This is a genomic window from Acinetobacter sp. SwsAc6 (genome assembly GCF_013391565.1).
GTDB classification, from domain to species: Bacteria; Pseudomonadota; Gammaproteobacteria; order Pseudomonadales; family Moraxellaceae; genus Acinetobacter; species Acinetobacter cumulans.
The window spans coordinates 1-14,235 of record NZ_JACAXE010000026.1; the positions used below are offsets into that span (position 1 = coordinate 1).

11 protein-coding genes are annotated in these 14,235 nt (G+C 43.1%); 8 read left to right on the top strand and 3 right to left on the bottom strand.

Annotated features, from left to right (window positions below; translation table 11 throughout):
* Nucleotides 1-122: 122 nt before the first annotated feature.
* Nucleotides 123-956 carry a glutamate synthase-related protein gene (locus HYG93_RS14715; protein WP_202981939.1) on the bottom strand — a complete coding sequence of 278 codons (834 nt, stop codon included), beginning with the start codon at nt 954-956 and terminating at the stop codon, nt 123-125.
* Nucleotides 957-1,293: 337 nt separating this feature from the next.
* Here HYG93_RS14715 and thrS point away from each other — a divergent pair, with 337 nt between their 5' ends.
* The 5 genes from thrS (at nt 1,294) to HYG93_RS14740 (ending at nt 5,561) form a co-directional block, all read left to right on the top strand.
* Nucleotides 1,294-3,216, top strand: coding sequence for a threonine--tRNA ligase (thrS, locus tag HYG93_RS14720; RefSeq protein ID WP_120364267.1), 1,923 nt, complete (start codon nt 1,294-1,296; stop codon nt 3,214-3,216).
* A gap of 5 nt (nt 3,217-3,221) precedes the next feature.
* The gene (infC, locus tag HYG93_RS14725) at nt 3,222-3,770 is read left to right on the top strand and encodes a translation initiation factor IF-3 (protein ID WP_106986237.1); all 549 of its coding nucleotides are present in this window, start codon (nt 3,222-3,224) and stop codon (nt 3,768-3,770) included.
* A gap of 339 nt (nt 3,771-4,109) precedes the next feature.
* Nucleotides 4,110-4,727: a glutathione S-transferase N-terminal domain-containing protein gene (locus HYG93_RS14730; protein ID WP_106986236.1), complete on the top strand. Its 618-nt coding sequence runs from the start codon at nt 4,110-4,112 to the stop codon at nt 4,725-4,727.
* 95 nt (nt 4,728-4,822) lie between these two features.
* Entirely contained in the window at nt 4,823-5,107 is a 285-nt protein-coding gene (locus HYG93_RS14735; protein ID WP_106986235.1) for a hypothetical protein, read from the top strand.
* A gap of 28 nt (nt 5,108-5,135) precedes the next feature.
* Complete coding sequence (locus tag HYG93_RS14740; RefSeq protein WP_106986234.1) at nt 5,136-5,561, top strand: YqaA family protein; 426 nt, start codon at nt 5,136-5,138, stop codon at nt 5,559-5,561.
* Between the two features lie 66 nt (nt 5,562-5,627).
* On the opposite strand, the gene HYG93_RS14745 is transcribed toward HYG93_RS14740, so the two are convergent.
* Together HYG93_RS14745 and HYG93_RS14750 are read right to left on the bottom strand one after the other, a co-directional pair.
* A complete protein-coding gene (locus HYG93_RS14745; RefSeq protein ID WP_106986233.1) occupies nt 5,628-6,365 on the bottom strand; it encodes an energy transducer TonB in 738 nt (245 codons plus the stop codon).
* A gap of 100 nt (nt 6,366-6,465) precedes the next feature.
* Nucleotides 6,466-7,719 carry an MFS transporter gene (locus HYG93_RS14750; RefSeq protein WP_106986232.1) on the bottom strand — a complete coding sequence of 418 codons (1,254 nt, stop codon included), beginning with the start codon at nt 7,717-7,719 and terminating at the stop codon, nt 6,466-6,468.
* Between the two features lie 231 nt (nt 7,720-7,950).
* Here HYG93_RS14750 and rpmI point away from each other — a divergent pair, with 231 nt between their 5' ends.
* The 3 genes from rpmI (at nt 7,951) to HYG93_RS14765 (ending at nt 14,206) form a co-directional block, all read left to right on the top strand.
* On the top strand, nt 7,951-8,145 hold the full coding sequence (gene rpmI / locus HYG93_RS14755) for a 50S ribosomal protein L35 (RefSeq protein ID WP_004804484.1): 195 nt from the start codon (nt 7,951-7,953) through the stop codon (nt 8,143-8,145).
* Between the two features lie 11 nt (nt 8,146-8,156).
* A complete protein-coding gene (rplT, locus tag HYG93_RS14760) occupies nt 8,157-8,516 on the top strand; it encodes a 50S ribosomal protein L20 (RefSeq protein ID WP_004723060.1) in 360 nt (119 codons plus the stop codon).
* A gap of 152 nt (nt 8,517-8,668) precedes the next feature.
* Nucleotides 8,669-14,206, top strand: a complete 5,538-nt coding sequence (locus HYG93_RS14765) for a YDG domain-containing protein (RefSeq protein ID WP_106986231.1) — start codon at nt 8,669-8,671, stop codon at nt 14,204-14,206.
* Nucleotides 14,207-14,235: the final 29 nt, after the last annotated feature.

Sequence of the window (14,235 nt, forward strand, 5' to 3'; positions counted from 1 at the left end):
ACGGATGAATATATTTCAGAAATCACTCAACGCTTGAATCATCGGCCAAGAAAAAGACTCGGCTTTAAAAGTCCGAGTCAGGTATTATGGCAACAACATGGTGTTGCACTTCAAATGCTAATCTAAGCTTTTTCAATGTCATAGCCAAAACGACCTGAGGCCAGTTCATAAAAATAGCGCGAGTTGGCAGCTTGCTCATCGGCGAGCATACCGCCTTCGCCCGAGCAAATCCCTGTACCTGCCAGCTCAGCGCCCATTGCAAGTGCTGTTTTTGCTTCTTGTGATAAGGCGCCAAAACTCATATCGGACACAAAGAGTGGAATATCTAAAACCAAGGGCTTTTTGGCATTTGGACCAATCACCACTTTTGTTGCAACGGGTGCATCATCAAGTAGAGGCACTTTCCACAGCTGTGCAGTCACCAGTTGAATATCTTCCCATTTGGGCAGCTTATCAAAAGGGACTCCCATCGCAGCCGTCGGGCCATGATGCCCAAAGTTTTTTAGGCCATTACGCGCAAGCTCTAAAATAAATTTATTGTGTGGCTCTTCTGGTGCAGGTGCAGAATCTGCATATAAACCTTGGTATTGATCGCGTTTATATTGTTGCGGATTGCGTTTTTCCCAAGCTGTAATTTCCTCTAAATCAACAAAAACCTGATCGTTCTCTACCCATGCTTTAAATTTTTGTAGGTTTTTATTGAGGTAACGAGGGTTGATTCCAGTTTTATAAATATAGTGCGAGCCATGTAGGCCACAGACAATTTTATCACCTTGAATATGTGCATCCGCCATCAATGCACCACGGTGCTGGCAACGACCGTACATGACGACCACATTTTCTGGGTCATCTTCGGGTAAGCGAAGAACGATTAAATCGACATTCGCCGCTAAAGCATAAGCGGGCTTTAATGGGGAAAGTTCTGTCCAAGAAATTAAAGAATGTGCTTGCATCATACCTGCCTAATTTTATTCAGTGAGTAATTTTGCTAATCAGATAAATTATTTTTGAAAACTCTAAGTGATGTCCAAGACCATCAAAATTGGATTTTCAAGCTAAGCTTAATATGGAATGATTTGATTATAGAGTGGCTAATTGTAAGAACACATGTTTTAGGAAATATAGACATCTGTGGATAAATCAGCATTAACGGTTTATTAAACGGGCCAAGACGTGTAAAATTTAGATCGAATTTTATTTATCCACCGTTTTTATCTTTTGAGGGTTTCCCTCGATCATAATCTCGCGGTGATATGCTCTATTGTACGGGGCATCACTCCTTAAGGATTTTTTATGCCAATTATCACTTTGCCAAATGGCGATCAAAAAGAATTTGATCACGCCGTATCTGTGATGGAAGTTGCTCAAAGCATCGGTCCTGGTCTTGCAAAAAATACAGTTGCTGGTCGTGTAAACGGTCAATTGGTTGACGCATCTGACTTAATTACAGCAGACGCAAGCTTGCAAATTATCACGCCTAAAGACGAAGATGGTGTTCATATCATTCGTCACTCTTGCGCTCACCTTGTAGGTCATGCAGTTAAGCAATTGTTCCCACAAGCAAAAATGGTAATTGGTCCAGTCATCGAAGATGGCTTCTATTACGACATCTTCAGTGAAAAACCATTCACACCAGAAGATATGGCTGCCATCGAAGAGCGCATGAAAAAGCTCATCGATCAAGATTATGACGTTATTAAAAAAATGACACCGCGTGATGAAGTGATTAAAGAATTCACTGCACGTGGCGAAGATTATAAATTACGTCTGATTGAAGACATGCCTGACGAAACAGAAATGGGCTTGTACTACCATCAAGACTATTTGGATATGTGCCGTGGTCCGCACGTACCGAATACTAAATTCTTAAAAGCATTCAAACTGACTAAAATGTCAGGCGCTTACTGGCGTGGTGATGCGAAAAACGAACAACTACAACGTATTTACGGTACAGCGTGGGCAGACAAAAAACAGCTTGCTGCATATATCAAACGTATTGAAGAAGCTGAAAAACGCGATCACCGTAAAATTGGTAAAGCACTTGATTTGTTCCACATGCAAGAAGAAGCACCGGGCATGGTGTTCTGGCATCCGAACGGCTGGACCATTTATCAAGTACTTGAGCAGTACATGCGTAAAGTTCAACAAGCCAATGGCTACGAAGAAATTCGTACACCACAAGTGGTGGATTTCACGCTTTGGGAAAAATCAGGCCATGCTGCAAACTATGCAGACAACATGTTTACGACGCATTCAGAGAATCGTAACTATGCTGTAAAACCGATGAACTGCCCATGTCACGTGCAAGTATTTAACCAAGGTTTAAAATCTTACCGTGATCTTCCTGTTCGTTTGGCTGAGTTTGGTTCATGTCACCGTAACGAACCATCGGGCTCATTGCACGGCATTATGCGTGTACGTGGCTTTACCCAAGATGATGCGCATATTTTCTGTACTAAAGAACAAATTGGTACTGAGGTTGCAGACTTTATTAAACTGACTTTAGATGTTTATAAAGATTTTGGCTTCGAAGAAGTGCAAATGAAATTGTCTACACGTCCAGAAAAACGTGTGGGTGATGACAAACTTTGGGACATGGCAGAAAAATCTTTGGCAGATGCTTTAGATGCTGCTGGCTTAGAGTGGGAACTTCAACCAGGTGAAGGTGCATTCTACGGTCCGAAAATTGAATTCTCATTAAAAGACTGCTTAGGCCGTGTATGGCAGTGCGGTACAATTCAATGTGACTTCAACTTGCCAGAACGTTTAGACGCTTCTTATGTAACCGAAGACAACGATCGTGATCAGCCTGTAATGTTGCACCGTGCAATTCTTGGCAGTTTCGAACGTTTTATTGGTATACTTATTGAACACTATGCTGGTTTCATGCCACCTTGGTTGTCACCAATCCAAGCATGTGTAATGAACATTACAGATTCACAAGCAGAAGCATGTGGGTCAGTCGTCGAGAAACTTAAAGAAAACGGTATTCGTGCCATTTCTGACTTGAGAAATGAGAAAATCGGCTTTAAGATTCGTGAACGTACATTAGAGCGTATTCCTTACTTACTGGTACTTGGGGACCGTGAAGTAGAAGAAGGTACAGTAAACGTACGTACCCGCTCTGGAACAAATTTGGGCACTATGTCAATCGATGCTTTCGTTGACTTAGTGAAAGCAGCCGTAGCCGAACGTGGCCGGTACATTGTGGAGTAAAAGCGATTAAACAGCCTGACCGTAATCAACAGGGTAGTAAATCAAACCGTCCTGCGTTGAATGATGAAATTCGTGCAAAAGAAGTCCGTCTTGTAGACGAAAATGGCGAGCAAAAAGGGATTGTATCTCTAAATGAAGCTTTGCGCGCAGCAGAAGCTGCTGATCTTGACCTTGTTGAGATCGTTGCAAATGCTGAGCCACCAGTCTGCAAAATCATGGACTTTAACAAGCATTTGTTTGATCTTAAGCAAAAGCAGAAAGAAGCGAAGAAAAAACAACATCAAGTACAGGTGAAAGAAATCAAGTTACGCCCAGGTACTGATGTTGGTGATTACAACGTAAAACTACGTGCAATCATCAAGTTCCTTGAGGAAGGCAACAAAGTAAAAATTACGTTGCGTTTCCGTGGTCGTGAAATGGCACACCAACAACTTGGTTTGGCTCAATTACAAAAAATTGAAGCAGACGTGGTTGATGTGGGTGTTGTTGAGCAGACCCCGAAAATGGAAGGTCGTCAAATGGGTATGTTACTTGGTCCTAAAAAACGTAAGTAATCTACATTTTGAAAAAAAGCCCTGCAATTGCAGGGCTTTTTTTATTGAAATAATAGGATTGAAGTGCTGATCTAAATAAAAGACATGAAAGCTACACTTTAAGCATGCTTAATGGTATCTACATAATCAGGGTTAAGGGCAGTATAAAAAATTGAAATAGATGTATTTGGCGAATAATCGGATTTTGAGAAAAACATTGCTTAATTTGTTATCTTTTTCGCTATATTTTTATGCTGAGTTTCAGTTTAAGTTAAGGTTTAAAAGCGTAATGCATGCTATAAACAGCACATAAATCAAGACAGTTGATATTAAAAATCAGAACATTGACAGGATAAGTATATGATTGATCTGTATTATTGGGGGACGCCCAATGGCCATAAAATCACCATTGCATTAGAAGAAATGGGCTTGGAATATCAAATTTTCCCAATTAATATTTTAGAGGATGATCAATTTCAGCCTGATTTTTTAAAAATCTCGCCAAACAACAAAATACCAGCGATTGTGGATCAAAACGGGCCACGTGGTGAAGCCATCTCCGTATTTGAGTCGGGTGCTATTTTACAGTACCTTGGCCGTAAAACTGGACTGTATTATCCTGAAGATGAATTTGAGCGTGTTGAAGTTGAGCAGTGGCTGATGTGGCAAATGGGTGGCTTTGGTCCAATGTTGGGTCAAAATCACCATTTTAGTCGTTTTGCGCCGGAGCGTATTCCGTATGCAACTGAGCGTTATGTGAATGAAACTAAGCGCTTATACAAAGTTTTAAATCATCAATTAATTGGGCAAAAATATGTAGCTGGCGGCTACTCGATTGCAGATATGGCGATACTGCCTTGGATTTTGCGTCATGAGTGGCAGGGGATTCAGTTAGAAGATTATCCACAAGTGAAAGAGTATGTCGAGCGCTTAACGGCGCGCCCTGCGGTGCAGAAAGCATTGGCTATAAAAGTCTGATGGCAATAACAAGGCATTGTTTTAAGCAGTTATGCTAAGATGATTGAAAATCATAAAACCACCACTTCTGCGGTGGTTTTTTATTGGATGAATACATGAAAGAATTTTTCTTAAATCTGACACGCATTGTGGAAGCCAATTCGCGGGTTTATTTTGCCATTATTGCAGCTATTGTGCTGTCTTTAGTCTTGTTTATTGCCGAGGCTGTGCATATTCAAACGGTCGCTAATGCATTGCAAACACATGATCAAGTCAGATTAAAAGAAGTGATTCAACCGCTAACTACACGTTATGGTTGGTCGCGCGCTTTCATTATTGGCGTTATGGTTTTGTGGTCGATTTGGGAATACCGTAAGACCAAACAGCGATTAGGTTTGTAATAACAACCAGACAGAGGAATAGCACAGCATGAGTTTGTTTTTGTTATTCCTTTGCGCCTTTGGGGCAGCCACACTGTTGCCTTTGCAGTCTGAGGCGGTTTTGTTAGGCTTGTTGATACAGCACAGTTATGCAGTTGGGTGGCTCATTGCCATAGCAAGCGTGGGTAATATTTTAGGTTCCTGTGTTAATTGGTATTTGGGCCTAAAGATAGAACAATTTAAAAATAAAAAATGGTTTCCTGTATCTGCCCAGAAAATGCAACAGGCTCAGGACTTCTATCAAAAATATGGCTATTGGTCATTGTTGCTCAGTTGGACACCAATCATTGGCGATCCAATTACCTTAATTGCTGGTCTATTAAAAGAAAATTTTTGGCGGTTTTTAGTGCTGGTAAGCGTGGCAAAAATTGGGCGTTATCTTTGCGTTTATTTGATTTTTATTAATGTATTTTAACGTTGTGCATGATTGAAGTCGGCATAAAAAAAGGCCCATCAAATGAGATGAGCCTTAGTGTGGACATTATTTGCAAGCATTGAGCTTAAATTCAATTTGGTCCTTAAAGTGGGATTGCTTATACATCCATAAGGTACGCGCATTGCGTTTTACGCTAATTTTACTGTCTGATACGGCTTGTACAATATTTTGATCCAGTGCATAAATACCAGAACCTTGTTTAATTTTTACTTTTTTAACGTTGCCGTGCTTGTCTGTGGCAAAGCTAAATTTAACTTGGCGGTTATGGCCATTGAGCTGACTTGAGTTAAGACTCAGCTTTGGTTGCACTACATATTGAAAAGCAGTTTTTTTTGCTTCGCTTTGAGCAAGCCAAACTTTTGAATCGAACTGGTAGTCACACACAGTTTCTTTGTTGCTGAGCTTGAGGTTAAAGGCTTGATAACCTATTTGTGATACGGCACGACCATTTTTGATATGGGGTTTGACCTGAGCATCTTCAACGGCTTGAATTAAAAGCTGGTCGAGGGCTTTAAGGCCAGTACTTTCTTCAACCGTAGCATTGGTTACATCACCTTTGGTATTGGCCACCACACGAATGATTGCTGCACGATTTTCATTTTTTAAATCTTCAATGCTGTAATTCGGCTCTGGAAACTTAGACCACTGTAAACGTGTGGTTAAGTGCGATGTCGGTGAGACGTCAATCGTCTGTGCAGGAAGCTGATGGACTTGTTTCGTAGCTGCACTGTAAGCCGTCAGTGGGAGGCACATTAAAGTAGATAAGCACAGAATTTTTTTCATAAGTTAAAGGCTTTAATCACGCAATGTGATGATTGGTCAATATTGAAGCGCAGTATTTCCTGAATTAGAAATACTGGCAAGTCTAAATCCACTGTTTTCGCTATTTTTCTGTACCCTTGGTGATGTCTAGTCCAAATAAATCTTTGGTTTTTGACCAACTGATCACAACAACAGCGAGGGTCATACAGCCGCCAAACACAGTTGCCATAATTGTCCCCATGTATTTTGCGGCTAAACCTGATTCAAAAGCGCCTAACTCATTGCTTGAAGAGACAAACATACCGTTTACAGCGGCGACACGACCACGCATATTTTCTGGCGGATAGATTTGTAAAATGGTTTGGCGAATGACAACTGAAATACTATCGCAAGCGCCTGTCATAGCGAGTGCAAATAAAGACAGCCACAATACGTTTGAATAGGCAAATAACAAGGTGAAGAAGCCAAAGCCCGCAACTGCTAATAACATATTGCGCCATGCATTTTGTGTGGGTGGAAACTTGGTGAGTGCAATCATCGTTATTAATGCACCGATTGAAGGTGCTGCGCGCAGATAGCCAAGGCCTTCTGGACCAACTTTTAAAATATCTTCTGCAAAGATGGGCAAAAGTGCAATCACACCACCAAACAGCACTGAGACTAGATCCAGTGAAATGGCCCATAGCACAATTTTGGTTTTCCAGATAAAGCGAAATCCATCGCCTAAGCTATTCCAAAGTTTGTCAGTTTCAATTTTTGGAAACTGACGCTTTTGCAGTAAGTTAATCAGCACAAAACACAGTACTAATAGGCCTGCAACGCTAAGTAAGCTGTTTTCACGTCCCCAGAAGGCCAACATAAAACCGCCTAACATTGGCCCTAAAATAACGCCACTTTGCCAACCAATCGTGGTCCATGTTGCACCATTGGCGTACAGTTCACGTGGAATTAAAAATGGTTTTAATGACGTAGCAGAGGGATTATAAAAACCACGAATGGTGCCTAGGCCAAAAATGACGGCATAAATACCCCATGACAGCGTTTGTACGCCAATCGTTGCTTGTCCATATAAGTGAAACAACCACCATAAAATGAGCGGCATGGGGATGGCAAAAAATAAGCAAATCTTCATAATTAATTGCTTATTAAAGCGGTCAGCAAAATAACCGCCCCACAAGGAAAGGCTGATAAATGGAATCGCTTCTGCTAAACCAATTAGGCCCAAGGTGAGTGGGTCTTTGGTAATTTGATAGAGGGAATAAGCCACAATAATTTCTTGAATTAAAATGGCTAAGGTCAAGCTAAATTGGTTGAGGGTGATAATTGAGAAATCACGATAGCGTAAGGCTGCGAATGCATCATGTGCAGGTGTCATAACAGGCAACTGGAGAGAAGATGCGAAAATTATAAGTCGCAGTTTATGCTTGGTTGATATTTCATCATGTAAAGCTTATAGAAAATAAAACTAAGCTCCTCAGAGGTAGATTTTAATTTTCGATGGTGCTTTTGTTTTGAACAAAGATGCTTTAGAATACTCGCTCCCTTACCTGCAGGGCGTAATCGCAATGGTGCGAACGTGCCGAACAGGTGTTCAAAAGAGGTTGTTATGCCTAAGATGAAAACTCGCCGTGGTGCAGCTAAACGCTTTAAAGCGACTGCAAACGGTTTCAAACGCAAACAAGCGTTCAAGCGCCACATTTTGACCAAAAAATCTGCTAAGCGTATTCGTCAATTACGCGGCTGTGTAATGGTTCACGTAAGTGACGTTGCTTCAGTTCGTGCTATGTGCCCATACATCTAAGGAGATTTTAAATGGCTCGTGTAAAACGTGGTGTACAGGCTCATCGCCGTCATAAAAAAATTCTAGCTCGTGCTAAAGGTTACTACGGCGCGCGTTCACGTGTTTATCGTGTTGCGTTTCAAGCAGTAATCAAAGCGGGTCAATACGCTTACCGTGACCGCCGTCAAAAGAAACGTCAATTCCGTGCTCTATGGATTGCGCGTATCAATGCTGGTGCTCGTCAAAACGGTTTGTCGTACAGCCGTATGATCGATGGCTTGAAAAAAGCTCAAGTGATCATCGACCGCCGCGTACTTGCTGACATCGCTATGCATGATTCAGTTGCATTTGCAGCTTTAGCTGAAAAAGCTAAAGGCGCATTGGCTGCTTAATCATCTTAGATGATAAAAAAAGACCGCTTTTAGCGGTCTTTTTTTTGGGCCTAATTTTAGGATGAATGGAAAAATATCCCAAATTTAAGTGATATGACTGTTTTTTGTTTAATGTTCTAATAGCTTCATTTAGCTTTGCTATTGGGTGAAAAATGAACAAAATATATAGAATCATTTGGAATAAGAATAAATCTTGCTGGCAGGCAGTATCTGAACTTGCAAAAAATGCAGCAGGCGCATCGTGTGCTGCCGTTAAAAAAAATAAGGCATCGTCTAAAATCTATTCAAATTATCTCAGCTTGCTGGTATTGCCGGCACTTTCATTATTGTCTTTCAGTGTATCCGCAGCGATCAGTGATATTGCATTGCCAACAGGCCAGCAGGTGATTGCAGGCAGCGCAGAATTTAAACAGTCTGGCAACACGCTGAATGTACTGCAGCAAAGTCAGAATTTATCAGCAAGCTGGAATACATTCAATATCGGCAGTCAGGCAGAGGTTAACTTTGTTCAGCCAAATAATTCCTCTATTGCAGTGAACAGGGTGTTGGACAGTAATGGCAGCCAAATCATGGGCAGGCTGAATGCCAATGGCCAAGTCTTTTTGATTAATCCAAATGGCGTGCTATTTTCCAAAACAGCGCAGGTCAATGCCGGAGGGATTGTAGCTTCTACTTTAGATTTGCAAGATCAGGATTTGTTTCAGGGAAAATTCAGTTTTTCCGGCAATGGCAAAGCAGCGTCTGTTGAAAACCATGGGAAAATCACTGCTGCGCATGGAGGCACGGTTGCGCTGATTGCTTCAGCCGTTAAAAATACCGGTGAAATTACTGCACCAAATGGCCGTGTGGAACTGACCGCAGCGGAAAAAGTGCGCATTACGCTGCAAAATGGAAAACTAGCCAGCTATGACATTGATCAGGGCGCGTTGCAGGCGCTGGTCGACAATGGCGGCGCCATTATTGCAGATAATGGAACTGTGCATTTAACGGCTGCTGCAGAAAAGCAGCTGGGCCGAGCGGTTGTCAACCATAGCGGCTATATCCAAGCTAACCGTCTTGAGACAAATGCGAAGGGCGAAATTGTGCTATTAGGCGATATGTCGAATGGGCAAAGCAATATTTCTGGAACATTGGCTGCTGAAGGCAAAAATGGTCAGAATGGCGGGTTTATCGAAACTTCGGCTGCGGCGGTTCATGTTTCTGATGCGGCTAAAGTCAGCACAGAGGCGGAACATGGCGCAAAACAGGGACAGTGGCTGATTGATCCTGTGGATTTTAAAGTCGGGCAGAATGGCCATATAACCGGCGCTGCATTAAGCGCTGCGTTAAAGACGACGGATGTGATTGTGCAAACGGGCCTGACGCAGGCTTCAGCATCCGGCGCGGTAAATACGGATACGTCCGGAAAAGGCGATATTATCATTGAAGACGCTGTTGCATGGGACAGCGGAAAAGCGCTGACACTGGATGCTTATAATGATATTTACATCAATCATGTCATTGATGCCGGCAAAGGTGCAGGCGGTCAGCTGCATTTGAAATACGGTCAGCAAAGTGCTGACGGCAGCATTAGTGAGATCTTTGATGCTGATGAACAGATGATGAAGCCTATCTATGCAGATTATTATATTCAAGCGCCGGTGCATTTGCAGCAGGGCTTGAATTTCAGCATTCAGCGCGGTTCTGATGTACAGAATTTTAAGGCTTTTCATGTTTTGACGGATATCCATGCTGTGCAGAACATGCAGGATGATCTCAGCGGCAATTATGCTTTAGGCAGCAATATTGATGCGGCTGCGCTTGCCAATTTTTCGCCTGTCGGTACGCTGATTGAAGGTACTGGCCCAAACAGTGGCAACCGCTCATTCACTGGCCGTTTTGACGGTTTAGGTCATATCATTGAAAATTTGACTGTTCATGCTGTGCAGCGCGGCCAGGGTCAAGGCAGTAACTGGGGGATGTTTGGCAAGACGCTAGATGCGGATATCCGCAATATCGGTTTGATGAATGTTAATGTCTCAGGAGATGACAATATTGGCGGTTTGGCCGGCAGCATATCGAGTACTCATATCAGCAACAGTTTCGTTACTGGCAAAGTTGCAGCGCAGAACTATGCCGGCGGCTTGGTTGGCTCATCCTATTTCAGCAGCATTGAACGCGCTTATGCAGATGTCAATGTGCAGGCGGATAATATGTCAGGGGCGCTTGCTGGTGAAGTGTACAGTACCGTTATCAAAGAAGCTTATGCGTTGAATGCTGATGGTTCACAGCAGGTTTGGGACAGCTCAGGTGCAATTGCTGCATTTATGGCTGGACAGGAAAAAAATAGCGCGGCCTATTCAGTTTTGGGCTGGTCTGTTGCAGACAGGGCTGGAATGAATGGCGCTTGGCGGATTTATGAAGGGCAGACTGCACCTTTGCTCAAAGCATTTTTAACACCTCTGACAGTAAAAGCGGATGACTACAGTGGCACATATAATGGCCAGATGCAAAACAGCAGCAGCTATACGGTGTTGGATGATTGGGCAGATGCTTCAAAAATTCTCGGATCTACTGTTTATACCGGAGGCATTAAAAATGCGGGATTAGGCCATTCTCAGCTGGCTGGGCTGTATTCAGTACAAAACGGCTACGATTTGATCTTTTCTCAAGGCGATATCACGTTAAGCAAAGCGCAGATCTATCAGATCAGCAATGCGGTTGCAGATAAAATCTACGATGGGCTGCTGACTGCACAAGTGAATGCAAATGCTGTTGCGGCAGGGCTGTTTGGGGCAGATCAGGTCACAGTTTCAATTGGAAGTGCGCAGTTCTCCGACAAAAATGCAGGCAGAAGTAAAACGGTGAGCTTGTACAATGTCACATTGAATGGCGCTGATGCGCAGAATTATGAGCTTGCATCTAATCTGACGTCGTCAGCGTTTATTTTTCAAAAAGTCATCGATAGTATCAGCGGGATAGAAGTCTTGAGCAAAACCTATGACGGCACAGTGAATGCATCACTGAATGCTGCAGATGCAATGCTCTTCGGAAAGGTTGAAAATGACAGCATTTCTCTAACCGGCAGTGCAAGCTTTATCGACAAAAATGCCGGTTCGGCAAAGTCCGCGCAAGTCAGCAATTTGCAGCTGAGCGGTGCGGATGCAGGCAACTATGCGCTGTCAAGCACGCTGCTGCAAAACGGCTTAACCGCAGCAGCAGACATCCATCAGGCTGAAATCCGCATAGACAGCGGTTTAAAAGCATTGAATAAAACTTATGACGGCACGGTCAATGCGCTGCTGGATGCATCCAATGCTGTTCTTTCTGGCAAAGTTCAAGGCGATGAACTGAGTGCATCCGGTACTGCAAGCTTTGCAGATAAAAATGCAGGAGAGGGTAAAACCGTCTATATCGGCAGCCTGAATTTAACTGGTGCAGATGCGTCGAATTATAAGCTGGAAGGACATTCGTCAGTGCTGTCGGCGGATATTGAAAAAGCGGATTTGACGGTAAGCCAGCTGCTGGCAAAAGACAAAGTGTATGACGGTACAGATGCTGCAGAGGCTGAACTTTGGCGTGCGCAGCTGAATGGCAAAATTGCTTCCGATTTTGTTGCCTTGAGCGGAGGAAAAGCCATATTTTCAGATAAGAATGCGGGACAGAATAAAACAGTTTATATTTCAGATCTGGTGCTGACTGGGGCCGATGCTCAAAATTATCAGCTGCAAAATACACCGTACACAGCTTCTGCGAATATCACGCAGAAAGTTATTTCGGATAACAGCGGCTTTGGGACGATTATCAAAACCTATGATGGAAAACTGTCTGCGCCGCTCTACAGTCAATATGCAATGTCAGCAGACATGATCCAAGGCGATAATGTGATTCTTTATGCCGAGGGAGCAAGTTTTGGCAGCAAAGATGCAGGCGCCAAAATTGCCAAGTTGGAAGGCTTGCAGATCCATGGTGCCGATGCAGCCAATTATCAGCTGTCGGCAAATGCGCCCTGGCTGAATGGCGTGATTGAGAAGGCTGTTATTCAAGGCATTTCAGGACTTCAGGCGCAGGATAAAGTATATGACGGCACAGTGAATGCAGTGATCGGTCAGAACAGCGCCGTTTTAAATGGAGTGATTCTAGGAGATTCAGTTTCTTTGAATATTGGCAGCAGCGCCTTTGCTGCTAAAGATGCAGGTACAGACAGGCAAGTCATTCTTTCTGATCTTGCGCTTATTGGGGCGGATGCGAAAAATTATCAGCTCTATGATCAAAATCTTTTTTTAACAGCGAATATACAGCAGGCGGAAATCAGTAGAATCAACGGCCTGAAGGCAGCGGATAAAGTCTATGACGGGACTATCAAAGCAGAGTTTGATACCCGCGGCGTCAGTTTCGATGGACAAGTCAGCGGCGATGATTTAGGTATTTGGGTCAATGGCGTTTTTGCAGATAAAAATGCAGGTACAGGCAAAAATGTTTCACTCAACAGCTTGCTGCTCATAGGTAAAGACGCGCTGAACTACAAACTGAAAGATACGGCGCTGGCAGGCTTTGAAGGCACGGCGAATATCTCCAAAGCTTTGATTACAGAGGTTCAAGGTTTATCTGCACAAAGCAAAACCTATGACGGAATAGCTTATGCCGATATTAATACAGGGATGAGTGTGCTGAAAGGCAAAGTGGGCTTGGATGACCTGCATATTAATGCGCAGGGGCAATTTGAAGATAAAAATGCTGGTGAAAATAAAAATGTATGGCTGAGCCTGCAGCTGGCTGGCAAAGACGCTTCAAATTATGAGCTGATCAATCCGTCATTAAATTTACAGGCTGACATATACAGCAGAATCATTTCGAGCATTTCAGGCGTGATTGTGGCGGATAAAATTACAACTTCAGATGATGGCACTTTCTATGCCTCTATCAATACGCAAAATGCAGTATTGGGCGGGAAGATTGGCGGGGATCAATTGGTGCTGAATGCCAAAGGCCGGTTTGAAGACAATAAGCCAGGAAATCAAAAAACAGTACATCTTTATGATGCTGTACTGACTGGGCCGGATGCTTCCAACTACAGCTTAGGAGACCTGAAATTTACAGCGCAGGGCAATATTAAACTCCCTGCTGCAGGAGGAGGCAGTTTTGCAGGGGGAAGCAGTTCTGCCGCAGGTATCGGCGCAATTGGCAATAGTATCAGCCTTACTGGCAGCAGCTATGCTGGTATTATTCAGGGGCTTGATATTGAAACCGCGCTTTTAGAGGTGCAATCGCGAAGAGCAGAATTACTTGAAAACCAGCTTGCGGCTCAGATTAATGCTGTGCAGGCAAAAAATGATCAAATTGCTAAGCTCAATGATGTATTGGCAGCAAGCAACGGCTTATTGGCGTTATTTAAGAAGGATGAAACTCATCTGATGCTAGGGCCAAATATTGTAAATAGTCCAGAGTATAAGAAGTGGCTGGAAGCCGCGGCTAAGGCTGGTGTTTCAGTCACTGCCCTCATTGCGGATAATAAAATCAGTAAAAGCGTATTATCCGCTTCTATAAACAATACAAAATCCCAAATAGATTCGTTATCCAATAGTCAGCAGATGGATATGCTGCGCTTGCAGAGTCTGTCAAATAAGCGCAATGAAGCTTTTGAGCAAATGACAAATTTTGTTAAGAAACTGCAGGACAGCCGAAGCTCGATTATTGGCAATATGCGCTAATAAAGCAGAATAAGCTGAATAAAAATAGA